The following is a 21,952-nucleotide window of genomic DNA, read 5'->3' as shown; positions in this document are numbered from 1 at the left end:
TCAGCGGGAGGCGCATTCTACAGCGATCAAACCCACTGTCAAGCACCTCGGCGATCTTCCTTTCAGCTCGCCGCCGAAGCAGCTACAGAAGGCGGCAAGTGAATCACCTGCCTGACCACCACTCTCATCTTTGAATCTCTGTAAGTACTTGATTTTCAAGTTCTTTCAGCGCTTCGTCGCTGGGAGTGGTGCGCATTATAGGGAGTTTAAATTGGCCGTCAACGACTAATTTAAACTTTCTTCAGTTAGCTGCCAGACGGCCCCGCAGCAAGGGCAGACGACGAGCCACCGGAGGAACCCGCAATAGAAGCAGGACCAAGCCTATGGCTGCATAGATGGCCCAGCGTTCGATGTCCGAGCGCACGACCCACAGCATATGCAGTAATCCCAGGCCGAGGATGACGTATATCAGGCGATGCAGTTTCTTCCAGCCGGTACCCAGCCTGCGCATGCTGTAGCGGTTGGACGTGACTGCCAGGGAAAGCAGCCCGAGAAAGGCAACAAAGCCGACGATGATGTAGGGCCGCTTGCGCAACTCGACAGCCAACTGCGCCCAGTCCAGCCCCAGGATGAAGACGGCATAGGCACTCAGGTGCAGCACTATATAGGCGAAGCACCATAGACCCAGCTGCCGACGCACCTGTACCCAGCCACCCCAGCGGGTGATCTTCTGCAGCGGAGTCATACTCAGGGTAGTGAGCAGCAGGATCAGACCGCCCTGCCCCAGCCGATCCACCAATGCTTTGCCCGGATCCGGCCCCAGGTCGAAGACCCATGCCTGATACAACCAATACAGCGGCGGCAGCAACGCGGCCAGGAACACCCCGGCCCGCCAGAACGGATAGCGCATCAGTAATCCTTCCTCAGGTCCATGCCTGCGTAGAGCGAAGCGACTTCATCGGCATAGCCGTTGAACATGAGGGTAGGACGAACATTGGGGCTGAATAGTCCACTGGGTAGACGTCGCTCGCGCGCCTGGGTCCAACGAGGATGGTCGACGGTCGGATTGACGTTGGCATAGAAGCCGTACTCATCGGGCGCCAGGCTCTGCCAGGTGGTCTTCGGCTGCTCCTCGACGAAGCTGATCCGCACGATGGACTTGGCGCCCTTGAAGCCATACTTCCAAGGCACCACCAGACGAAGCGGCGCGCCGTTCTGATTGGCCAGCACCCGACCATACATGCCCACCGCCAGAATCGCCAAGGGATGCATCGCCTCATCCATACGCAGCCCTTCTACATACGGCCAGTCGATCAGCGCGAAGTTGGATTGCACACCGGGCATGTCCTGGCGATCCACCAGGGTTTCGAAGCGCACGTACTTGGCCTTGCTGGTTGGCTCCACCCGCTTGATCAGCTCGGAGATCGGGAAACCGATCCACGGAATGACCATCGACCAGGCTTCGACACAGCGCAGCCGGTAGATACGCTCCTCCAACTGGTAGGGCTTGATGAAGTCCTCCAGTGCGTATTTGCCGGGCTTGGCCACTTCTCCATCGATCACCACGGACCAGGGTTCGGTCTTCAGGGCACCGGCATTGGCAGCGGGATCGCCCTTGTCCGGGCCGAACTCGTAGAAGTTGTTGTAGGTGGTCGCGTCCTTGAACGGCGTGATGGCCTCATCTTTCACCGTCACAGCATCCCAGCGTGTAGCCGACAGCTTTTCGGTCAGCCAGGGCGGAGTAGCGCCCTCAGCCACATCGGCATAGCGACCACCTTCGGCAAGACTCAGGCGCGGCAATCCGGACAGCGCGGCAGCCGCCAACGCACCACCGAGAAAGTGGCGACGGGAGAGATAAAGGGATTGGGGGGTGACTTCCGATTCGTGGCAATCGGACAGGCGGGACGACTTGATCAGCATGACGGGCTCCGCAACAACTGGCTGTATGCGCCAGTAGACTGCGGAGCCCGCTGGAAATTACACGGCAGGCGGCTGCTTGCGACGGCGCAATTGCAACAAGTATTGCACTGGGCCGGAGGTGGCGTATGCAAGGAACAGCAGGAGCAGGATGCGCGGCGGGTCGGTGAAGACCACGGCGAATGCCAGCACCACCACCAGGATCGCCATGAACGGCACGCGGCCGCGCAGGTCGAGGTCCTTGAAGCTGTAGTACTTGATGTTGCTGACCATCAGCATGCCAGCGGCGGCGACCATCAGGGCCACCAGCAGGGAAACCTTGGCACCCTGCACGTCGAAGTCGGCGAACGCCCAGACCGTACCGGCAACCAGTGCCGCGGCTGCCGGGCTGGCCAGACCGATGAAGTAACGCTTGTCGGCCTTGCCCACCTGGGTGTTGAAGCGCGCCAGACGCAGGGCGGCACCCGCCACATAGATGAAGGCGACCATCCAGCCGACCTTGCCCAGGCTGCTCAGCGCCCACTCGAAGGCGACCAGCGCCGGAGCGACACCGAAGGCGACCATGTCCGACAGCGAGTCGTACTCGGCGCCGAAGGCACTCTGGGTATTGGTCAGGCGAGCCACACGACCGTCGAGGCCGTCGAGGACCATGGCGACGAAGATGGCGATGGCGGCGTTGGAGAAATCGCCGTTCATGGCATTGATGATGGCGTAGAGGCCGGTGAACAGTGCCGCGGTGGTGAACAGGTTGGGCAGCAGGTAGATGCCGCGATGACGAACCTTGCGACCTTCGGCGTCATGCCCCTCTTCGATGTGTTCATCGATGGGCAGCAGACTTTCTTCGGTGTCGGAAGCCTTGTTCGGCTCCTCGTGACCTTCACTCATGGACGATTCCTTGAGAACTCGTTGAGGCTGAGATTCGCCGGGGCACGCTACTGCGCAGACTCACCCGACGCCCCCGCTTTATACCAGATCACCGCCCCTAAACGAAAAAACGCGGCAAGCGCCGCGTTTCTTCGTTTGTCGAAAGGACCTTAGTTCTTGGTCTTGTCGACGATCTTGTTGGCAGCGATCCACGGCATCATGGCGCGCAGTTGCTCGCCGATGACTTCGATACCGTGAGCGGCGTTGTTGCGGCGCTTGGCGGTCATCGACGGGTAGTTGGTGGCGCCTTCGGAGATGAACATCTTGGCGTATTCGCCGTCCTGGATGCGCTTCAGAGCGTTGCGCATGGCCTGACGGGATTCGGCGTTGATGACTTCCGGGCCGGTCACGTACTCGCCGTATTCGGCGTTGTTGGAGATCGAGTAGTTCATGTTGGCGATGCCGCCTTCGTACATGAGGTCAACGATCAGCTTCAGCTCGTGCAGGCACTCGAAGTAGGCCATTTCCGGAGCGTAACCGGCTTCGACCAGGGTTTCGAAACCGGCCTTGACCAGCTCGACGCAACCGCCACACAGAACAGCCTGCTCGCCGAACAGGTCGGTTTCGGTCTCGTCCTTGAAGGTGGTTTCGATGATGCCGGTACGGCCGCCGCCAACGCCGCAGGCGTAGGACAGGGCGACGTTCTTGGCATTGCCCGAAGCGTCCTGGTAGATAGCGATCAGGTCAGGGATGCCGCCGCCCTTGACGAACTCGGAGCGAACGGTGTGGCCCGGGGCCTTCGGCGCGATCATGATCACGTCGAGGTCAGCGCGCGGCACGACCTGGTTGTAGTGGATGGAGAAGCCGTGAGCGAAGGCCAGGGTAGCGCCCTTCTTCAGGTTCGGCTCGATCTCGTCCTTGTACAGGCGGCCCTGGAATTCGTCCGGGGTCAGGATCATGACCAGGTCGGCAGCGGCAACGGCTTCGGCCACTTCGGCGACTTTCAGGCCGTGGTTCTGAGCCTTGGCCACCGAGGAAGAACCCGCGCGCAGGCCGACAGTAACGTCGACGCCGGAGTCTTTCAGGTTGCAGGCGTGGGCGTGGCCCTGAGAACCGTAACCGATGATGGCAACTTTCTTGCCCTGAACGATGGAGAGGTCACAGTCTTTATCGTAGAAAACGCGCATTTGGGTAATCCCCTGTCAGTTGGCCTCGTGGGCCGTATTTCAAATCAGATGCTGAGAGTCTTGTCGCCACGGGCAATGCCGGTGACGCCACTGCGGACAACTTCGAGGATCGACGCGGTGCCGACGGCCTGGATGAAGCTGTCCAGCTTGTCGCTGGTACCGGCCAGCTGCACGGTGTAGACGCTGCTGGTGACGTCGACGATCTGCCCGCGGAAGATGTCGGTGGTACGCTTGACCTCGGCGCGCTGGGCGCCGGTGGCCTTCACTTTCACCAGCATCAGCTCGCGCTCGATGTGCGCGCTCTCCGAGAGATTCACCAGTTTTACCACCTCGATGAGCTTGTTGAGGTTCTTGGTGATCTGCTCGATGACCTCATCCTGACCGGCGGTGGTCAGGGTCAGGCGCGACAGCGTCGGGTCTTCGGTCGGAGCGACGGTCAGGCTTTCGATGTTGTAGTTGCGCTGGGAGAACAGGCCGACCACGCGGGAGAGCGCGCCGGGTTCGTTTTCCAGCAGCAGGGAAATGATGTGTCGCATGATCAGGTACGCTCCGTCTTGCTCAGCCACATGTCGCGCATCGCACCACCACGGATCTGCATCGGGTAGACGTGCTCGCTGGTATCGACCTGGATGTCGAGGAAGACCAGGCGATTCTTCATCGCGAAGGCCTCTTCCATCATCGGCTTCAGGTCCTTCAGGTCGGTGATGCGCATGCCGACGTGGCCATACGCTTCAGCCAGCTTGACGAAGTCCGGCAGCGATTCCATGTAGGAGTGCGAATAACGGCTGTTGTACTGCATGTCCTGCCATTGGCGGACCATGCCCAGCGCACCGTTGTTCAGGTTGACGATCTTCACCGGCAGGTCGTACTGCAGACAGGTGGACAGCTCCTGGATGTTCATCTGGATGCTGCCTTCACCGGTCACGCAGGCGACGTCGGCTTCGGGGAAGTTCAGCTTCACGCCCATGGCGGCCGGGAAGCCGAAGCCCATGGTGCCCAGGCCACCGGAGTTGATCCAGCGATTGGGCTTGTTGAAGCGGTAGTACTGCGCCGCGAACATCTGGTGCTGGCCCACGTCGGAAGCGACGAAGGCATCACCGTTGGTGACTTCGCTGAGGGTCTCGATCACGGTCTGCGGCTTGATGATGCTGCCGTCGCCCATGCTGTACGGGAACAGGCCGCGGGTACCGCGCCACTCCTCGATCTGCTTCCACCAGGCAGCCTGCGTTTCCTTGTTCGGGGTCTCGCCGATTTCCTTGAGGATCGCGACCATTTCGGTCAGGACGCTATCCACCGGGCCAACGATCGGGATGTCCGCTTTAACGGTCTTGGAGATCGAAGCCGGGTCGATGTCGACGTGGATGATCTTGGCGTTCGGGCAGAACTTGGCGGCGGTCTCGCCGTTGATTACGCGGTCGTCGAAACGCGCGCCGACGGCGAAGATCACGTCAGCGTGGTGCATCGCGAGGTTCGCGGTGTAGCTGCCGTGCATGCCGAGCATGCCGACGAACTGGCGATCGGTACCCGGATAGCCGCCCAGACCCATCAGGGTGTTGGTGACCGGCACGTTGAGCATGCGCGCGACTTCGGTCAGCGGCTCGGCGGCATTGCCCATGATCACGCCGCCACCGGCGTAGATGATCGGGCGCTTGGCAGCCAGGAGCATCTCGGCAGCCTTGCGGATCTGGCCGGAGTGGCCACGGACCGCCGGGCTGTAGGAGCGCAGCTTGACCTTCTTCGGGTAGTTGTATTCGAACTTCTGGGTCGGATCGCCCATGTCCTTCGGAATATCGATCACCACCGGGCCCGGACGACCGGACTGGGCGATGTAGAAGGCCTTCTTGATGACCTCTGGGATTTCCGACGGGTGCTTGATGATGAAGCTGTGCTTCACGATCGGGCGGGAGATACCGACCATGTCGGTTTCCTGGAAGGCATCGGTGCCGACCATGTTGCTCGCCACCTGGCCGGAGATCACCACCATCGGGATGGAGTCCATGTAGGCGGTGGCGATGCCGGTAACGGCGTTGGTCGCACCGGGACCGGAGGTCACCAGCACCACGCCCGGCTTGCCGGTGGCACGCGCATAGCCGTCGGCCATGTGGGTAGCGGCCTGCTCGTGGCGAACCAGGATGTGGGTTACTTCGTTCTCTTTGAAGAGAGCGTCGTAGATATGCAGGAGGGCACCGCCCGGGTACCCGTAGATGTACTTAACGCCTTCGTCACGCAGGGAGCGGACGACCATTTCAGCGCCGGATAAAAGTTCCACGTTGTCACCTCTAGAACGCTATATACGGACACCCCCAACGTGGGGGACCGACTTGGATGGCTGCCCGGCAGACATGGGCGAATGTAATCGCCGGCTACGTCGACTGCCGATTGAGCAGAACCTGGAGACGCTCCTGTTTGTGTTACGGAGAGCCTCCACCCAGCGCGAGGTAACGCGAAACAGGGTGAAACTTTGCGGCGCGGGTAGCACCTCTTGTCTGCCGAGTAAAACCAGCTTGCGGCCGGCCCACTGCAGCGAACCTTGGATTCTTCTGAAACGAAGCGGCCAAGTCAAGCCATATATGGCTTTGAATGAAGCAGGGATGTGAACTTTCTCAGAGTGAATAAGCGCACGTTTTGGTTATAGTTACCGACAGACTCCGCATCCCAAGGATCGACAAAGCATGCGACGGACGATTTTCCTGGGCAGCCTGCTGCTCGCGCTGGCCCCGACCGTGATGGCCGCGCAGGTCTACAAATGGGTCGACGCCCAGGGCATCACCCACTTCGGCGCGCAACCGCCGGAAGGCACCAGTGCCGATACCGTGAATACCAGCACCGCACAACCCAAGGCTTCGAACTTCCCACCGCCCGCTCCGCCGAAAGCTACCCTCCCGCCGAGCGAAGATGAGAAGCAGAAGGCCGTAGACGCGAAGGTCAAGCAGGAAGTAGCGCAGCAGGAAGCTCAGCGCGTGAAGCAGTGCGAGCAACTGCGTATAGATCTGGCGCAGATGAAGAACAACCCGCGTATCCGCGTCGATGATGGCAGCGGTGAGCTGCGCCGTATCGGTGAAGAGGAACGTCAGGAAAGAATCGCGAAGAGCGAAAAGGATATCCGCGAGAACTGCAACTGACCGCAGCGAAGGCTCAGGGCGCTTCGCTGATCAGTCGATCGAAGGCGCCCAGCGCTTCGAGCAACGCGGCGACTTTCGCGCCCTGCAGGACATAGGCCTCTTCCGCCATCTCGCGGATGCCCGAGGCGCCGGGTAGATCAGCGCCACTCTCGATGATCAGCTTCATCCGCGGCAGGAAGATCCACTGCAACCACTCTTCCAGCGCCAGCGTGTCCACGCAGAACGGCTCGACGCTCGACAGTCGCTCCAGCGACGGACTTTCACTCCCCCACAGACCTGCCGCTCGCAGCTCCCGCTCGATCAGCAGCAGCTGATCGGCGACGGCCAGCACACGCCCGTCCATTACAGGGTCACCTTGGCTTTCTGACGAGCCTCGGCGGCACCGGCAGCGTTGCCCTGCTGGTCACGGCACTTGGCGATCAGGTCCCAGAGGCTGGCCTGCATGGTCGGACGACCATTGGCCAGGGACAGGCCACGCAGCGCGACCTGTTCGGCCTGCGCCGCATCACCCTGGGCCAGACGAACCTGGGCCAGCTTGTAGAGCACCTGCGGCTCGCGCGGGGCGATGCGCTGGGCACGCTCCAGGCTGGCGGCAGCACCATTGAGATCACCGCCGCCCTGCTGCTGCGAAGCGGAAGTCAGCAGCGCCAGCACCGGACCATCCAGCTGCTCGTCGGCCGACAGGCCGGAGTTGCTCGACGGGATGCCGGACGGACCCTGGTAGGTGTTCTGGGTCGACGGCGCAGCCTGCTGGGCAGCCGGCTGCTGGTAGGTCTGCGACTGGAAGCCACCGTTGGAGGTGATGCCGCCGCTGGTGGAAATCGGCTGCTGCGAATAGTTCGAGCCGGTGCCGCCCGGAGCGGTGGTCATCGGAGCAGTGCTGATCGGCGCCGCACCGCTCTGTGCCGGGAAGGTCTGGATCGGCGCCATGCCGGCGTCCTGCGGGACCATCACAGTGACGCCCGAGTCGCCCTGGGGAATGCTCTGCCCGGCGCCGGCCTTGACCGGTGCCTGGGAGTTGCCGCCAGCACGGCCGACACGCTCCGAGTTGGTCACGGCAGTACCGGAGTCCTGCACGGGGATCGCACCCTGCTGAGGAGTCGCACAACCGGACAGAAGCGCCAGAGTCGCCGACGCTGCAAACCAAGCTTTTCTCACTTCCATTCCTCTCGCATCAGTTCAGCCAGCCGCGCACCCAGTCCATGACTTCGCCGGCCGGCGTCTGGTTTCCGCAACCCGCGCCAGGCGCAGGTTCGCTTCCTCGAATATAAGGCATCTGCACCGCACCGGGGCAGCTGGAATCGGTGCCCTGCCCGGTGTGCGGATCAACCCAGGCCTGCACCACGTTGTCCGGCTTGGGCATGTCCAGCGGCGACGGATCGGCCTTGCGCATGAAGCTGGTCCAGATCTGCAGCGCACCGGTGGCGCCGGTCAGCGGCGTCTTGCCGTTGTCGTCGCGGCCGATCCATACCACCGCCAACAGATCCTGGCCGAAGCCGGAGAACCAGCTGTCGCGCGAATCGTTGGTAGTACCGGTCTTGCCCGCCAGAGTCAGGGACGCCGGCAGCTGGTTGTAGACCGAGCGGCCAGTACCTTCGCGCATCACGCGCTGCATGGCGCTCTGCAGCAGATAGATGGAGCCCGGATCGAAGCGCTGCTCGACCTGGAACGGATAGCGCTTGAGCGGCTGCCCGTCGGCAGCCAGCACACTGCGAATGCTCCGCAGCGGAGTGTTGAAGCCGCCGCTGGCGATGGTCTGGTACATGGTCGCCACCTGCATCGGGCTCAGCGCGCCAGCGCCCAGCAGCATCGACGGGTAGGCCGGCCAGTTCGGCGATACGCCCAGGCGCTCCAGCGTCTTCAGCACGTTCGGCACACCCAGGTCCAGACCCAGCCTGGCCGTGGACAGGTTCAGCGAACGGGCCAGCCCCTGGTAGAGGAAGATGGTGCCGTTGGCGGTGCCTTCGTAGTTCTTCGGCGTCCACACCTGGCCATCCTTGCCCTTCACCTGGAATGGCTCGTCCTGGATATAGCTGGTCAGGGTGTACTGGCTCGGTCGCTCCAGCGCGGTGAGGTAGACCGCCGGCTTGACCAGCGAGCCAATCGGCCGCACCGCGTCGATGGCGCGGTTGAAGCCGGCGAAGCGCGGATCGCGGCTGCCGATCAGGGCCTGGATTTCACCGGTTTCCGGGTTGGTCACGACCATCGCGGTCTCGGTCTCGGCGACACCCTTGCGGCCTTCCAGGCGCTTGAAGGTCTCGCTGACGGCCGACTCGGCCTTCATCTGCAGGATCGGATCGAAGCTGGTGAAGATGCGCAGGCCTTCTTCGGTCAGGTCCTCGTCGCGGTAATCCTCGCGCAGCTGGCGTTTCACCAGGTCGAGGAAGGCCGGGTAGGAACTGTTGGCCATGCTGCCCTGGCGAGTCACGCCCAGCGGGGCCTGCTTGGCGGCGGCGGCTTCGTCGGCGGTGATCACGCCCTGCTCGGCGAGCACGTCGAGCACCACGTTGCGGCGCTCCAGCGCCCGCTCGGGGTTACGCCGCGGGTTGTAGTAGGAAGGCCCCTTCACCATGCCGACCAGCAGCGCCACCTGGGGCAGCTTCAGCTCGGACAGCGGCTGGCTGAAGAAGTACTGGCTGGCAAGGCCGAAGCCGTTCACCGAGCGCTGGCCGTCCTGGCCGAGGAACACCTCGTTGAGGTAGCCCTCGAGGATTTCGCGCTTGTCGTAATGCAGCTCCAGCAGCACCGCCATCATGGCTTCGGTGAGCTTGCGCGACAGGCTGCGTTCGTTGGTCAGGAAGAAGTTCTTCACCAACTGCTGGGTCAGCGTACTGCCGCCCTGGCGCAACTGGCCGGCGCTGGCGTTGACCCAGACGGCACGGGCGATGGACTTCAGCGAGACGCCATGGTGGCTCCAGAAATCGCGGTCTTCCACCGCCACCAGGGTATCGATCAGGTACGGCGGCACCTGGTCCAGCTTGATCAGGATGCGGTCTTCATTGTGCGCCGGATAAAGGCCGCCGATCAGCAGCGGCTCCATGCGTGCCACGGCGAGATCGCCACCGTTGCCACGGCTGAGGCCGGCGACGTAATCGCCGGAGAAGCGCACGCGAATACGCTGCGCGGGCTCGGCGCCTTCATAGAACTGGAAGCCACGGGTGTTCAGGTCCACGGCATTGCCGGACACCGCCACGGCGCCGGGGCCTGCGACCGAACTTTCGCGGCGATAGCCCAGGGCGTCGAGCTCGCGCAGGAAGTCGTCCTTGCCCAGCTTCAGGCCGACGAACAACTCCAGCGGCCGGGCATACACCTTGGCGGGAATGGTCCAGCGCTTGCCGGAGAATTTCTCCTGCACAACCGCATCGAGGTACACGGCAAAACCAGCGAGCACGACAAGACCGACCAGACCGAGCTTGAGAGCCCAGCCCAGCCACTTGCGCATGGCAGGCGACGATTTGCCGCTTTTTTTACGGGATTTGGAAGATCGGGGACGCGTCATGGCGGCGCATTATACGTACTTTATCCACAGGAGACAGACGCCGCTCCAGCGGGCGTCCGGGCTTGATGCGAACTGCCGCGCATCTGGCGAATGCGGCGGTTGCCGAGCTATGACCCCAGGCTGGCCATTTGGTTGCCACCCGGCCGCAGAGTTTGCAGCAACCGACCCAGCCGCCATAATGCCAGCCTCGAAAATACGACCGGAAAGGACATCAAGTGAGCCAGACCCTCCTCGCAGCCCTACAGAACCCCGCACTCTTCCCCCATCCGGTCGAGGGCTTCCGGGTCATCGAAACCCATATCTCCTGGGTGCTGCTCACTGGCTCCTATGTCTACAAGCTCAAGAAACCGGTGAACTTCGGCTTCCTCGACTTCACCGACCTGGCCAAGCGCAAGCACTTCTGCGAGGAAGAGCTGCGCCTCAACCAGCGCCTCACCGACGGCCTGTATCTCGACGTGATCGCCATCACCGGCAGCGAGTCCGCGCCGCAGATCGGCGGCGACGGCCCGGCCATCGAGTACATGATCCAGTGCCGCGAATTCCCCCAGAGCCAACTGCTCAGCGAAGTGCAGGCACGTGGCGAACTGGGCGCCGCGCACATCGACGGGCTGGCCCGGCAGATCGCCGACTTCCACCTGCGCACCCCGGTAGTTCCGACCGAACACCCGCTCGGCACCGCCGAAGCTTGCATGGCGCCGGTACGGCAGAACTTCGAGCAGATTCGCCCGCTGCTCTCCGACAAGGCCGACCTGCTGCAACTCGACGCCCTGGAAGCCTGGGCCGAGTCCAGCTTCGAGCGCCTGCATGGCGTGTTCGATTCGCGCAAGGCCAACGGCTTCATCCGCGAGTGCCATGGCGATATCCACCTGGGCAACGCCGCGATCATCGACAACAAGGTCGTGCTGTTCGACTGCATCGAATTCAACGAACCGTTCCGCTTCACCGACGTCACCGCCGACTACGCCTTCCTCGCCATGGACCTGGAAGATCGTGGCCTGAAGTGCCTGTCGCGGCGCTTCGTCAGCCAGTACCTGGAATACACCGGCGACTACCAGTCGCTGGCCCTGCTGAACTTCTACAAGGCTTACCGCGCCCTGGTCCGCGCCAAGATCGCGCTGTTCAGCCTGGCGCACCAGAACGACGCCGTGCAGAAGGCCGCCACCCTGCGCCAGTACCGCAACTACGCCAACCTGGCGGAAAGCTACAGCGCCATTCCCTCGCGCTTCCTGTCGGTGACCGTGGGCGTCTCCGCCGTTGGCAAGAGCCAGGTCGCCCTGCGTCTGGTCGAGGCGCTCGGCGCCATCCGCCTGCGTTCGGACGTCGAGCGCAAGCGCCTGTTCGGCGAGCAGAGCAGCGACCAGCATGGCAAGCTCAAGGGCGGCATCTACGATGGCGACGCCACCGTCGCCACCTACCAGCGCCTGAACGAACTGGCCGTGGACATCCTCCGCGCCGGCTACCCGGTGGTGCTCGACGCCACCTTCCTCAAGCGCGAGCAGCGGGCTGCCGCCTGGGAAATCGCCGAGGAAACCGGCGTGCCCTTCCTGATCCTCGACTGCCATGCGCCGGAAGCGGTGATCGCCGGCTGGCTCGCCCAGCGCCAGAACGACGGCAACGACCCGTCCGACGCGACCCTCGAAGTGATCCAGGCGCAACTGGCCAGCCGCGACGCCCTCAGCGTCGAGGAGCAGCAGCACAGCAAGCGCGTCGACACCCAGGAGGCCGCCAGCCTCGACGGCCTTGTCGCCGCCATCCGCCAGCGCCTGCCCGGCCTCTGATCCACAAGCTGTCGTCCGGACGCGCCTGCGTGGTGCTTCCGGACGACAGGCAACGCCATCCGGCGCCGCCTGAAACACCCCATCGCCCTGCCCCGCATTCAGGGCGATATCACAAAGCCACGCTTTTCTTATCCACCGCTACACTTTCCCAGGTGTGTCCGGCCGCTACGAGCAGTTCTCGGCCTTCAAAGACCTGACACCCATCGTGCCCATCGCAAGGACAGACGATGAACGACGAACTGCTGCACCTGAAGAACCTCGGCAAGACCTCCGCCCAATGGCTGCATGCCGTGGGCATCCATAGCGCCAGCGACCTGCGCCGCCTGGGGGCGGTCGGCGCTTACCGCGCGGTGCGCGCCAGGGGCTTCCGCGCCTCCAAGGTGTTGCTCTACGCCATCGAGGGCGCGCTGCTGGACGTTCACTGGAACGACCTGCCGCCCGCGCACAAGGCCGCCCTTCTTGGCGAACTTGAGACATTTCCGATACGTAACAAGAGCTAGCTCACAAGCTCTGTGGGAAAATGTTTACGCAAGGTACCTGTCCGCTTATGGTTTCAGGGCCCTTCGTGCGCCCTCGACCGTCGCCATATCAAGGAATTACGGCCATGTACCTACTCGGTGAACAACCCGCCTATGCCGATCGACTGATCAATCGGCTGCAGGGCATTCCGGCGCAACTGCTGGCCGGCCTCGAACCTGCTGGCGAAGCCATCCGCCTGGAGCGCTCCGACAACCTGGAGAGCGAACTGCCCGGCAAGCACCTGTTCCTCATCGAGAACGGCCTGGTACACGCGCTGGTGGATGAGCGTCCGCTGTTCTACCTGCAGGAAGGCGACCTGGTCGGCCTGCGCCAGGGCATCGAACTGCCGCCCTGCCGCTATGTCAGCGAAGAGCCGCTGTGCCTGGTGCCCTACTCGCGCAGCGATGTGTTCCGCCACATCCACAGCGACGAGCAGCGCCAGGAGCAGTTCCTGCACTACCTGATCGGCCACACCGCGCTGCTGTCGGACGCCCTGGCACATCTCAAGCAGCCGGAAATCCGCCCGGCCACCGGCTTCCAGCATTTCGCCGCCGGCGCCCAGCTGATCCAGCAGGGCGATGAAGCCGAGCACGTGTTCATCATCATCGAGGGTCATGCCGAGGCGTTCGTCGACGGGCAGAAGGTCGGTGACGTGCAGAAGGACGAGATCTTCGGCGCCATGGCCGTGTTCACCCGCGAGAAGCGCAGCGCCACGGTGATCGCCAGCGAGCCGTGTACCGTGATGGTGATCCCCAAGGACCAGTTCCTCAGCCTGATGCAGAGCAACCCGCGGATCGCCCACAGCCTCATTGAAGGCATGGCGCGGCGCATCGATCTGCTGAACAAGGAAGTCACCCAGCTACGCCTGCAACGCCAGGCCGACTGAGCCTTCCTCCTCCGAAAAGCCCGGCCTCGCGCCGGGCTTTTTCGTTGGTACGGACGAATTTTCGCGGGCGAGAAAAATCTGCAGAAAAGAGGTTGACTCTCAAATGATAATGATTATTATTGAGTCATCTGGTCGCGAGGCCAGATCGATAACCTCAAGAGACCACGCAGTCGGACTCTTCAGATTATCTCCTCATCAGGCTAATCACGGTTTCGACCCGGCACTTTGCCGGGTCTTTTTTTGCCCCGACTTTTTCATCTCGCAGCGATTTTCCGTCCACCGAAAAAACTTCGAATCAGCCGAAGAAAAGATGTTGACTCGCAAATGATAATGGTTATTATTACAACCACTGGCTGCGAGGCCAGTCGGATAAGCTAGAGAGCCCACGCAGTCGGACTCTTCAGATTATCTCCTCATCAGGCTAATCACGGTTTGGACCCGGCACTTTGCCGGGTCTTTTTTTTGCCCTGATTTTTTCATCTCGCAGCGATTTTCCGTCCACCGGAAAAACTTCGAATCAGCCGAAGAAAAGGTGTTGACTCGTAAATGATAATGGTTATTATTACAACCACTGGCTGCGAGGCCAGTCGGATAAGCTAGAGAGACCACGCAGTCGGACTCTTCAGATTATCTCCTCATCAGGCTAATCACGGTTTGGACCCGGCACTTTGCCGGGTCTTTTTTTGTCTGAGATTTCTCCTGCCGCCCGCCCCCATGAAAAAGGGCCTCGCGGCCCTTTCACATACTGCCGCGCATCTGCGCGCAGTAATCGGTTGGCGGTTGCGCCGGGGTGTACCAGGAGTAGTCGGCCTGCCCGGGCGCAACGGTCTTGCCGACTTCAGCCAGCATCAGCACCTTCAGCCCTTGCGCCGCATCGATGTCCTGCAGATGCAGCGGAACGCCCAGGTCGCGCCGCGCGTGGAATCCACCAGCAATCAGCAGCGACGGCTGCGGCGCCGCCTTGAAGCGTTCGGCCAGACGCCGGTCGCGTTGCTGCTGCACTGCCAGCATGGCTGGCAGCTGGCTGTCCGGCAGCAAGCCGCAGTGGGAGTCGCGAATGTCTTCCAGCAACGCATCGCGCACTGCCACCGCTGTCGAGGCGGTGCCCTGCAGCTCGGGCTTCTTCCGGTAGGTGTCCATGATCTCGCGGCGATCCAGGTTGGCAGCCAGCAACGGGGCTGGCTGCTTCACCAGCCAGGTCACCAGCGGGCCGTACTGCGACCAGTCCCAGCCGGCCTGCCAATGCAGAGCGCCGATGAGGTCCGTAGGCGCCTCGCCCTTGGCCGCAGCAGCCTGGGCAGCCGTCACCGCGTCCTGCTGATCGGGATTGATCATCTCCAGCAGCACGCTGCCACTCGGGCGGCGCTCGGCCAGGGCGCGCGCCAGCCAGAGTTCGAGGGCGTGGTGATCGGGGTTGTCGTGCTGCTCTCCGACTATTACCCGTGGCGCAGCAGCAAGTCGGTCGAGCAATTGCGCTGGCGAGAGCTGTTCGCCGGTACGCAGATCGCGGATTACCCCCAGCTCGGCACTGTCGCGCCCTTCCGGGCTCTGCCAGACCGGCAAGGGCGGCGCGGCCAACTGGCCCTGGCAGGCAGTGAGCAGCGCCAGCAGCGGGACGAACAGCAACTTGTTCATGGCAACTCCAGTCAGCGGGCGATGATCAGCGGATGGCCGCGCTCCGGGTGCTCCTGCACCAGCACATCGAGGCCGAAGACCGTGCGCAGCGGCTCGGCCTGCAGCACCTCGCGGGGAGTCCCCAGCAGGTGCGCGCGCGTCTCGTGCAGCAGCAACAGGCGATCACAGTAGCGCGCCGCGAGGTTGAGGTCGTGCAGGATCACCAGTACCGCCGCGCCGCGCCCGGCAAAGTCGCGCACTGCTTGCAGCGTGGTGTGCTGGTGCAACGGGTCGAGCGCCGAGGTCGGCTCGTCCAGCAGCAGGACCTGGTCCGCGCCGCCCGGCCAGAGTTGCGCCAGCACACGGGCCAGATGCACACGCTGGCGTTCGCCACCGGACAGCGCCAGGTAACTGCGCCCGGCCAGGTGCGAAGCATCGGCAGCGGCCATGGCCTCGCGGATGATTTCCTCGTCACGCTGGCGGCCACTGTCGTGGGGCAATCGGCCGAAGCCCACCACTGCTTCGACGGGGAAGGCGAAATTCAGCGAGGACGATTGCGGCAACACAGCCAGACGGCGTGCGCGCTCGGTGCCTTGCCAGGACTCCAATGGACGACCGTCGAGGCTCACCGCTCCACCCGCAAGCGGCAGCTCGCCATTCATGGCGCCGAGCAGTGTGCTCTTGCCCGCGCCGTTGGGGCCGAGCACACCGAGCACTTCGCCCGGCTGCAGCGTCACGCTCACCTCCTGCAGGACGGTCTGCGCGCCGCGCTTCACCAGCAGCTTGTCTGCGCACAGCATCAGGAACGCCCCCGGATCAGCAGATAAAGGAAGAACGGCGCACCGATCAGCGCGGTAACGATGCCTATCGGCAGCTCCGCCGGCGCCAGCGCCAGCCGTGCGATCAGATCAGCAAGCAGAAGAAGGATGGCGCCGCCGAACATCGAAGCCGGCAGCAGCACGCGGTGATCAGGACCGACGATCAGCCGCAGCAGGTGCGGCACCACCAGGCCGATGAAACCGATCATGCCGGCTGCGGCCACAGCGGCACCGACGCCCAGCGCAGTGCAGAGGATCAGTTCGACTTTCAGCCGCTCGACGTCGAAGCCCAGGTGGCGCGCCTCGGACTCGCCCAGCAGCAGCGCATTCAGGGCATTCACCCGGCGCGGCAACCAGCAGGCCACCAGCAGAGTGATCAGCAGCAGCGGCCACAGTCGCGGGTAGCTCGCGCCGTTGAGGCTGCCAAGGTTCCAGAAGGTCAGGGTGCGCAGGGTGGCGTCATCGGCCAGATAAGTGAACAGGCCGATCAGCGCGCCCGCCAGCGCGGTCAGCGCAATACCGGCAAGCAGCATGGTCGCCACGCTGGTCTGGCCGTTGTGGCGCCCCAGGCGGTAGACCAGCGCCGTCACCAGCAGGCCGCCGGCAAAGGCGCAGGCGGAGAGCAGATAAGGAGCGAAAGCCTCGGGCAGCCCACCGATGGATGCACCGAAGACGATGGCGATGGCCGCGCCCAGCGCAGCGCCGCTGGAAACGCCGATCAGGCCGGGGTCGGCCAGCGGGTTACGGAACAGCCCCTGCATGGCCACACCGGCCAGCGCCAGCACACCACCGGTAGCGATGCCCAACAAGGTGCGCGGCAGGCGGATCTGCCCGACGATGAGTTCGGCCTGGCCGAGGCCGTCGGCGGAGACCGGCAGCCCGAGCATGCGCGCCAGCGCGCGCAGGGTATCGCCCAGCGGCAGGCTCACCGGCCCGAGGGCCAGTGAGAGCAGGACGACCAGCAGCAGAAGAAAACCAAGGAGCAGGAACAGCGGTCGAGCGGTAACGATCCGGGTCAAGGACGACTTTCCGTGTTCAGGGCCTGCGCGGAAGGATAAAAGGCCCGCGAGAGGCTAGCCAGCCCATCCGGGATACGCGGACCGAGACCACCGACCAGCAGGGTCGGATCGAGCACCAGCACACGGCCATCGCGCACGGCGCTGGTCGCGGCGAGGCCGGGATTCTGCTGGGTCAGTGCAGCGCGGGCCTTGTCGCCGTCCAGGCTGCGATCGCTGAGCACCACCACTTGCGGGTTCAGCGCGGTGAGGGCTTCGGTCGACAGTGTCTTGTAACCGGTGTGGGTCGCGAGGTTGCGCCCGCCGGCATGCTGGATCAGCCAGTCGCCGGAAGTATCCTGCCCGGCCACCAGCAGGTTGCCACCGGCATGCCCGACCAGCAGGACGACGCCTGGAGCCGCTTGTGCGGACTGAGCTTTCTTCACCCAGGCATCCTGTGCGGCGATGCGCGCATCGAAGTCCGCCCCGACCTGCTTCGCCTTGTCCGCCGCGCCCAGCAGTTCGCCCAGGCGCTGGAGGGTGTCGTGCACGGTCTTCTCGTCGGCCTTGGCCGATAGCGTCTCGATGCGCACGCCAGCAGCACGCAATTGCTGCAGCACCGGCGGCGGGCCCATCTCCTCGCTACCGAGCAGGATGTCCGGCTTCAACGCGAGGATGCCTTCAGCGGCCAGCTGCCGCTGATAACCGATCTTCGGCAATGCGTGCAGCGATGCCGGGTGCAGGCTGGTGGTGTCGACGCCGACCAGCTTGCCTTCGCCGCCCAGGGCGACGACCCATTCGCTCAGCGAGCCGCCGGCACTCACCCAGCGTTGCGGCAGACTATCGGCGAGCGCACTAGTGGCGGCGAGGCAGAGGCCGGCGAACAGGCCGGTCACGATCCAGGGAGTTTTCTTCATGCTGTCGGTCCTCAGAGCGCCGGGTAGGATTCGGCCAGCTCGCGCCAGCTTTCCAGTTCCGGCACGCCGGGTTTGCGCGCGCCGAACACCTGCAGCACCAGTTCGCCGTTGGCGTCAAAGGCTTCCCAACTGGTGACCACGCCATCGCTGCTCGGCTTGCGCACTCGCCACAGCTCGGTAACGCCCGGCGTCTTCAGGTGCAGGTTGAACAGCGGGTCGAGGACGTTGAACCAGTCGTCCATCCACTTGAGGTTGTTCACCGTGCCGGTGTGGATCTGGATGCAATGGGCGTTGCCGACAAAAAGCATGATCGGCACCTGGCGCTCCCCCGCCGCTTCCAGCAGGCGCGGCAGCTCGGCGGTGGTCAGCGGCTCGGCCCACTCGCGGCCCGCCAGGCGCAGGGCCTGGGTGCGCTGGACCTGGTGCTTCTTCAGCAGGGCGAAGAAGTGATGGGTGTCCTTCAACGCGGCCCAACCTTCGCGCAGGGCGGCGACCTCGATTTCACCATCGGCCAGCGGCGCGGCCTTGGGCTCCAGCGCGGTCAGGTCCAGCTCGGCACTCTGCTCGGCGGCGGTAAAGCCGCGCACCAGCGGGTCCCAGGCGGCAAGGTCGCTCTGCTCGGTAAGGAAGACCTTGTGCACGGCGGTACCCTGGCGGTCGAACACCTGGATGCTGCGCTGGGTGCCGTGGGCGGTTTCCTCGCTGATGGCGAAGGCGCTGGCCCAGCCACCGAGGAACAGGCGCAGGTCGATGTCCGGGGAGACCACCAGGCCCATCTGACCATTGGCTGAAACGGTGACGTCGCGGTACGGCCCCTTGCGCTCGTGCACGCAATGCTCGTTGCGGGTCAGCGCCATGATCTGGCCCAGCTCACCCAGCGCCGGCAGCAGCTCGGCCCAGTCGGTGCGCAGGCGCACGGCATCCACGCCCAACCGGCTAGCGGTCAGCTCGGCTTCGCTCACGTCCAGGTGTTGCGCCGCATCGCGGGCGCGCAGCCGCGGTTTCTCGGCGCGCAGGGCTTGCCAGGCGCGGTACAGCTCGGAGGCCGGCGCAGTCAGGGTCGTCATCAGAGAATTCCTCGTTCCAAAGGTGAGCGGCCGCAAGGCGGCGGCATAAACGAACCTTGCCACAGGAAATTTAGGAAATCTATTTGATAATTATTTGCATTAGATTGCAGAGAGGCTTAAGGTCGGCGCCGATTTCGCTGGCACATGGCCGGCGATCAGCTTCTTCAGCACACGGAAGTGCACCCTCTTCCGGTGTCGCCATCCCGGCGCGGATAATGCCCGCCCGTGATACCGCGCACCTGAATGGAAACACCTGGATGATCCTGCTCTGCGCCCCGCACGATCTGGCCGAAGGCCAGAGCCGGGGCTTCAAGGCCGTCGGCCTGAGTCTCTTCGCTGTCCGCCGCGGCGGCCGTGTCTACGCCTACCGCAACCGCTGCCCGCACCGGGAAATCCCGCTGGGCTACGACGCCGAGCAGTTTCTCGACCACAGCGGCCGCCTGCTGCAATGCGGCCACCACGGCGCGTTGTTCCTGATCGAGACCGGCGAATGCATCCAGGGGCCGTGCCTGGGGGATGTGCTGGAAGCGCTGCCGTGCCGGGAGGATGAGCGGGGCATCTGGCTGGATGACGCTCACGAGTAGGACAGCTGTAAGGCGGGTTCGCGAGCAAGCTCGCTCCTACGAAGAGCAGCACGGCGTGGACCTGTAGGAGCGAGGGGGACGCCATCGTTATTGCTCGCGAACAGCCGCCACACCGATCTCACCGGTCAGGCGACTACAGCAACACCTCCAACCGCCGCTCCAGGCAAATCTCCCGGGTATCGATCCTCGCCCCATACGCCAGCACTTCCACCCCGGCGTTGCGCGCCTCCGCCAGCGCAGCGGCGTAAGCCGGGTCGATCTCCTTCGCCGGGCGCACCGCGTCGATATCCGACAGGTTCACCGCATATAACAGCACCGCACGCATGCCCTCGCGCGCCAACGCCGCCAGCTCGCGCAGATGCTTGGCGCCACGCTGGGTAACGGCATCAGGGAAAGCCGCAACCGCGGTGTCGTCAAAGCCCAGGGTCACGCTCTTCACCTCCACGTACACCGGCTTGCCGGCATACATCAGGCGGAAGTCGGCGCGGCTGTTCTCCTGCCCGTAGGCAACCTCGCGGCGCAGCTCGTCGAAGCCGGCCAGCTCGGTCACCGTGCCGGCCAGCAATGCCTCTTCCACCAGGCGGTTGGCACGCCCGGTGTTCACGCAGGCCAGCCGACCCTGTGGGGTTTCCACCAGCTCCCAGGTGCCCGGCAGCTTGCGCTTGGGGTCATCGGAGCGGCTGAACCAGACGCGGCAGCCCTCACTCATGCAGTTGAGCATCGAGCCGGTGTTCGGGCAGTGGATGGTGAGCTGCTCGCCACTGGCGGTCTCGATGTCCGCCAGGAAGCGCTTGTAGCGTTTGATCAGGCGCGCCTCTTCCAGCGCCGGCTCGAAGCGCATCAGGGCCGCCAGGTCTTCAGGCCGCGAGCAATGCGCTCCACCGCCAGTTGCAGGCGCTCGACGCTCTGCGTGTAGGCGAAGCGCACATGGTGCGAGGCCTGGTAGCGCCCAAAGTCGATGCCAGGGGTGAAGGCCACGTGCTCGGTCTCGATGAAGTGCTGGCAGAAGGCGTAGGCGTCGCCACCGAAGGCGCTGATATCCGCATACAGATAAAAGGCACCCTCCGGCTCCACGGCGATGCCGAAGCCCAGCTCGCGCAGCGCCGGCAGCAGGTAGTCGCGGCGGCGGCGGAATTCCTCGCGGCGCTCCTCGAGGATCGCCAGGGTCGCCGGCTCGAAGCAGGCCAGCGCGGCGTGCTGGGCCATGCTCGGCGCGCTGATGTAGAGGTTCTGCGCCAGCTTCTCCAGCTCGCCCACCGCTTCCGGCGGCGCCACCAGCCAGCCCAGGCGCCAGCCGGTCATGCCGAAATATTTGGAGAAACTGTTGAGGACGAAGGCCTCGTCGTCCACTTCCAGCACGCTGGGTGCGTCTAGGCCGTAGGTCAGGCCGTGGTAGATCTCGTCCACCACCAGATGGCCGCCGCGCGCCTTCAGGGCGGCAGACAGGCCCGCGAGCTCATCCTTGTGCAACAGGGTGCCCGTAGGATTCGCCGGCGATGCGGCCAGAGCGCCTACACTGTCCTGATCCCAGTGCCGTTCGATGAGTTCCGGGGTGAGCTGGTAACGGCTCTCCGGGCCCACCGGCACCAGTTGCGCGGCGCCTTCCACCAGGCGCAGGAAGTGGCGGTTGCACGGGTAGCCCGGATCGGCCAGCAGCCAGTGCTTGCCCGGATCCACCAGCAGGCTGCTGGCGAGCAGCAGCGCGCCGGAGCCGCCGGGCGTGACGAGAATCCGTTGCGGGTCGATCGACAGGCCGTAACGCTGGGCGTAGAAGCCGGCGATGGCTTCGCGCAGCGCCGGCAGGCCGCGTGCGGCGGTATAGCGCGTGTGACCATTTGCCAGGGCCTTCTGCCCGGCCTCGACGATGGGCGCGGCGGTGGTGAAGTCCGGCTCGCCGATTTCCAGGTGGATGACGTCGTGGCCAGCGGCCTGCAGCTCGTTGGCCCGCGCCAGCAGCGCCATGACGTGGAAGGGTTCGATGGCGCGGCTGCGCGCACTGAAGGTGGTGGCCATGGAATATTCCGAACTTTGCGACAGAGCCGGGATTCTAACAGGCCACTGATGAATTCTGGGCCGCCGCGCCTGCAATGCGTGGCTTCCGGGAACTTGCAGGCTTCGTCTGGCGAACGCCGACGATTCTGCTCAGGTTTGCAGAAAAACCCACTGGCGATGACCGGTGGGTCGCCGGCCTGGCGATCAGGTCATGTGCGGGTACTGGCAGGCTCGATAACCGGGAGTAGCATCG

At 64.1% G+C, this 21,952-nt stretch carries 21 protein-coding genes; 5 read left to right on the top strand and 16 right to left on the bottom strand.

The window, feature by feature from the left end; translation table 11 throughout:
- Positions 1-241: 241 nt before the first annotated feature.
- From msrQ to QO207_RS05440, 6 genes are all read right to left on the bottom strand, one after another.
- Positions 242-850: a protein-methionine-sulfoxide reductase heme-binding subunit MsrQ gene (msrQ, locus tag QO207_RS05465; RefSeq protein WP_301531524.1), complete on the bottom strand. Its 609-nt coding sequence runs from the start codon at positions 848-850 to the stop codon at positions 242-244.
- Positions 850-1,860: a protein-methionine-sulfoxide reductase catalytic subunit MsrP gene (gene msrP / locus QO207_RS05460; protein WP_301531523.1), complete on the bottom strand. Its 1,011-nt coding sequence runs from the start codon at positions 1,858-1,860 to the stop codon at positions 850-852. The genes msrQ and msrP overlap by 1 nt, the downstream gene beginning before the upstream one ends.
- A 57-nt stretch (positions 1,861-1,917) precedes the next feature.
- The gene (gene pssA / locus QO207_RS05455) at positions 1,918-2,742 is read right to left on the bottom strand and encodes a CDP-diacylglycerol--serine O-phosphatidyltransferase (protein WP_017516328.1); all 825 of its coding nucleotides are present in this window, start codon (positions 2,740-2,742) and stop codon (positions 1,918-1,920) included.
- Between the two features lie 149 nt (positions 2,743-2,891).
- On the bottom strand, positions 2,892-3,908 hold the full coding sequence (ilvC, locus tag QO207_RS05450; RefSeq protein ID WP_017516327.1) for a ketol-acid reductoisomerase: 1,017 nt from the start codon (positions 3,906-3,908) through the stop codon (positions 2,892-2,894).
- Positions 3,909-3,952: 44 nt separating this feature from the next.
- Positions 3,953-4,444 carry an acetolactate synthase small subunit gene (ilvN, locus tag QO207_RS05445; protein ID WP_081520739.1) on the bottom strand — a complete coding sequence of 164 codons (492 nt, stop codon included), beginning with the start codon at positions 4,442-4,444 and terminating at the stop codon, positions 3,953-3,955.
- 2 nt (positions 4,445-4,446) lie between these two features.
- A complete protein-coding gene (locus QO207_RS05440) occupies positions 4,447-6,177 on the bottom strand; it encodes an acetolactate synthase 3 large subunit (RefSeq protein ID WP_301531522.1) in 1,731 nt (576 codons plus the stop codon).
- Positions 6,178-6,580: 403 nt separating this feature from the next.
- On the opposite strand from QO207_RS05440, the gene QO207_RS05435 reads away from it, so the two are divergent.
- A complete protein-coding gene (locus QO207_RS05435) occupies positions 6,581-7,030 on the top strand; it encodes a DUF4124 domain-containing protein (protein WP_301531521.1) in 450 nt (149 codons plus the stop codon).
- A gap of 13 nt (positions 7,031-7,043) precedes the next feature.
- Here the strand turns inward: QO207_RS05435 and QO207_RS05430 are convergent, their stop codons facing one another.
- The 3 genes from QO207_RS05430 to mrcB are packed head-to-tail and all read right to left on the bottom strand — an operon-like array spanning position 7,044 to position 10,529.
- Positions 7,044-7,373, bottom strand: a complete 330-nt coding sequence (locus tag QO207_RS05430; protein ID WP_301531520.1) for a YqcC family protein — start codon at positions 7,371-7,373, stop codon at positions 7,044-7,046.
- Positions 7,373-8,194, bottom strand: coding sequence for a tetratricopeptide repeat protein (locus QO207_RS05425; RefSeq protein ID WP_301531519.1), 822 nt, complete (start codon positions 8,192-8,194; stop codon positions 7,373-7,375). The genes QO207_RS05430 and QO207_RS05425 overlap by 1 nt, the downstream gene beginning before the upstream one ends.
- Before the next feature lie 10 nt (positions 8,195-8,204).
- Positions 8,205-10,529 (bottom strand): penicillin-binding protein 1B, encoded by a 2,325-nt coding sequence (mrcB, locus tag QO207_RS05420; RefSeq protein WP_301531518.1) that lies wholly within the window; start codon positions 10,527-10,529, stop codon positions 8,205-8,207.
- Between the two features lie 215 nt (positions 10,530-10,744).
- Between mrcB and QO207_RS05415 the strand changes: the two genes are divergently transcribed.
- The 3 genes from QO207_RS05415 to QO207_RS05405 all read left to right on the top strand — a co-directional run bounded on the left by QO207_RS05415 (position 10,745) and on the right by QO207_RS05405 (position 13,712).
- Complete coding sequence (locus QO207_RS05415; protein ID WP_301531517.1) at positions 10,745-12,307, top strand: bifunctional aminoglycoside phosphotransferase/ATP-binding protein; 1,563 nt, start codon at positions 10,745-10,747, stop codon at positions 12,305-12,307.
- A 227-nt stretch (positions 12,308-12,534) separates the two neighbouring features.
- Positions 12,535-12,807, top strand: a complete 273-nt coding sequence (locus tag QO207_RS05410) for a TfoX/Sxy family protein (protein WP_015478897.1) — start codon at positions 12,535-12,537, stop codon at positions 12,805-12,807.
- Positions 12,808-12,911: 104 nt separating this feature from the next.
- The gene (locus QO207_RS05405; RefSeq protein WP_301531516.1) at positions 12,912-13,712 is read left to right on the top strand and encodes a Crp/Fnr family transcriptional regulator; all 801 of its coding nucleotides are present in this window, start codon (positions 12,912-12,914) and stop codon (positions 13,710-13,712) included.
- Positions 13,713-14,450: 738 nt separating this feature from the next.
- On the opposite strand, the gene QO207_RS05400 is transcribed toward QO207_RS05405, so the two are convergent.
- From QO207_RS05400 to QO207_RS05380, 5 genes are read right to left on the bottom strand one after another with little or no spacing between them, the layout of a single operon-like run.
- Positions 14,451-15,347, bottom strand: coding sequence for a ChaN family lipoprotein (locus QO207_RS05400; protein WP_301531515.1), 897 nt, complete (start codon positions 15,345-15,347; stop codon positions 14,451-14,453).
- Positions 15,348-15,358: 11 nt separating this feature from the next.
- Entirely contained in the window at positions 15,359-16,126 is a 768-nt protein-coding gene (locus QO207_RS05395) for a heme ABC transporter ATP-binding protein (RefSeq protein WP_301531514.1), read from the bottom strand.
- Positions 16,126-17,109 (bottom strand): iron ABC transporter permease, encoded by a 984-nt coding sequence (locus tag QO207_RS05390; protein WP_301531538.1) that lies wholly within the window; start codon positions 17,107-17,109, stop codon positions 16,126-16,128. Before QO207_RS05390 ends, QO207_RS05395 begins: the two co-directional genes overlap by 1 nt.
- Before the next feature lie 50 nt (positions 17,110-17,159).
- On the bottom strand, positions 17,160-18,056 hold the full coding sequence (locus QO207_RS05385; protein WP_301531513.1) for a hemin ABC transporter substrate-binding protein: 897 nt from the start codon (positions 18,054-18,056) through the stop codon (positions 17,160-17,162).
- A gap of 11 nt (positions 18,057-18,067) precedes the next feature.
- Positions 18,068-19,123 carry a hemin-degrading factor gene (locus tag QO207_RS05380; RefSeq protein WP_301531512.1) on the bottom strand — a complete coding sequence of 352 codons (1,056 nt, stop codon included), beginning with the start codon at positions 19,121-19,123 and terminating at the stop codon, positions 18,068-18,070.
- A 257-nt stretch (positions 19,124-19,380) separates the two neighbouring features.
- On the opposite strand from QO207_RS05380, the gene QO207_RS05375 reads away from it, so the two are divergent.
- A complete protein-coding gene (locus tag QO207_RS05375; RefSeq protein ID WP_301531537.1) occupies positions 19,381-19,707 on the top strand; it encodes a Rieske 2Fe-2S domain-containing protein in 327 nt (108 codons plus the stop codon).
- Between the two features lie 133 nt (positions 19,708-19,840).
- Here QO207_RS05375 and sfsA read toward each other — a convergent pair whose 3' ends face one another.
- Both sfsA and QO207_RS05365 read right to left on the bottom strand, forming a co-directional pair.
- Positions 19,841-20,548 carry a DNA/RNA nuclease SfsA gene (gene sfsA, locus QO207_RS05370; protein ID WP_301531511.1) on the bottom strand — a complete coding sequence of 236 codons (708 nt, stop codon included), beginning with the start codon at positions 20,546-20,548 and terminating at the stop codon, positions 19,841-19,843.
- Complete coding sequence (locus QO207_RS05365; RefSeq protein WP_301531510.1) at positions 20,548-21,720, bottom strand: pyridoxal phosphate-dependent aminotransferase; 1,173 nt, start codon at positions 21,718-21,720, stop codon at positions 20,548-20,550. Before QO207_RS05365 ends, sfsA begins: the two co-directional genes overlap by 1 nt.
- Positions 21,721-21,952: the final 232 nt, after the last annotated feature.

Origin of the sequence: Pseudomonas sp. CAN1, from assembly GCF_030462585.1 — a bacterium.
GTDB lineage: Bacteria > Pseudomonadota > Gammaproteobacteria > Pseudomonadales > Pseudomonadaceae > Pseudomonas.
Note: the sequence above shows the minus strand (reverse complement) of the source record. Positions and strands in the feature narration are given on the sequence as shown.

Excerpts from the sequence above, each read along its gene's own strand:
- msrQ (WP_301531524.1), bottom strand. The coding sequence starts at position 850 with ATGCGCTATCCGTTCTGGCGGGCCGGGGTGTTCCTGGCCGCGTTGCTG.
- msrP (WP_301531523.1), bottom strand. The coding sequence starts at position 1,860 with ATGCTGATCAAGTCGTCCCGCCTGTCCGATTGCCACGAATCGGAAGTC.
- pssA (WP_017516328.1), bottom strand. The coding sequence starts at position 2,742 with ATGAGTGAAGGTCACGAGGAGCCGAACAAGGCTTCCGACACCGAAGAA.
- ilvC (WP_017516327.1), bottom strand. The coding sequence starts at position 3,908 with ATGCGCGTTTTCTACGATAAAGACTGTGACCTCTCCATCGTTCAGGGC.
- ilvN (WP_081520739.1), bottom strand. The coding sequence starts at position 4,444 with ATGCGACACATCATTTCCCTGCTGCTGGAAAACGAACCCGGCGCGCTC.
- QO207_RS05435 (WP_301531521.1), top strand. The coding sequence starts at position 6,581 with ATGCGACGGACGATTTTCCTGGGCAGCCTGCTGCTCGCGCTGGCCCCG.
- QO207_RS05430 (WP_301531520.1), bottom strand. The coding sequence starts at position 7,373 with ATGGACGGGCGTGTGCTGGCCGTCGCCGATCAGCTGCTGCTGATCGAG.
- QO207_RS05425 (WP_301531519.1), bottom strand. The coding sequence starts at position 8,194 with ATGGAAGTGAGAAAAGCTTGGTTTGCAGCGTCGGCGACTCTGGCGCTT.
- mrcB (WP_301531518.1), bottom strand. The coding sequence starts at position 10,529 with ATGACGCGTCCCCGATCTTCCAAATCCCGTAAAAAAAGCGGCAAATCG.
- QO207_RS05410 (WP_015478897.1), top strand. The coding sequence starts at position 12,535 with ATGAACGACGAACTGCTGCACCTGAAGAACCTCGGCAAGACCTCCGCC.
- QO207_RS05405 (WP_301531516.1), top strand. The coding sequence starts at position 12,912 with ATGTACCTACTCGGTGAACAACCCGCCTATGCCGATCGACTGATCAAT.
- QO207_RS05400 (WP_301531515.1), bottom strand. The coding sequence starts at position 15,347 with ATGAACAAGTTGCTGTTCGTCCCGCTGCTGGCGCTGCTCACTGCCTGC.
- QO207_RS05395 (WP_301531514.1), bottom strand. The coding sequence starts at position 16,126 with ATGCTGTGCGCAGACAAGCTGCTGGTGAAGCGCGGCGCGCAGACCGTC.
- QO207_RS05385 (WP_301531513.1), bottom strand. The coding sequence starts at position 18,056 with ATGAAGAAAACTCCCTGGATCGTGACCGGCCTGTTCGCCGGCCTCTGC.
- QO207_RS05380 (WP_301531512.1), bottom strand. The coding sequence starts at position 19,123 with ATGACGACCCTGACTGCGCCGGCCTCCGAGCTGTACCGCGCCTGGCAA.
- QO207_RS05375 (WP_301531537.1), top strand. The coding sequence starts at position 19,381 with ATGATCCTGCTCTGCGCCCCGCACGATCTGGCCGAAGGCCAGAGCCGG.
- sfsA (WP_301531511.1), bottom strand. The coding sequence starts at position 20,548 with ATGCGCTTCGAGCCGGCGCTGGAAGAGGCGCGCCTGATCAAACGCTAC.
- QO207_RS05365 (WP_301531510.1), bottom strand. The coding sequence starts at position 21,720 with ATGGCCACCACCTTCAGTGCGCGCAGCCGCGCCATCGAACCCTTCCAC.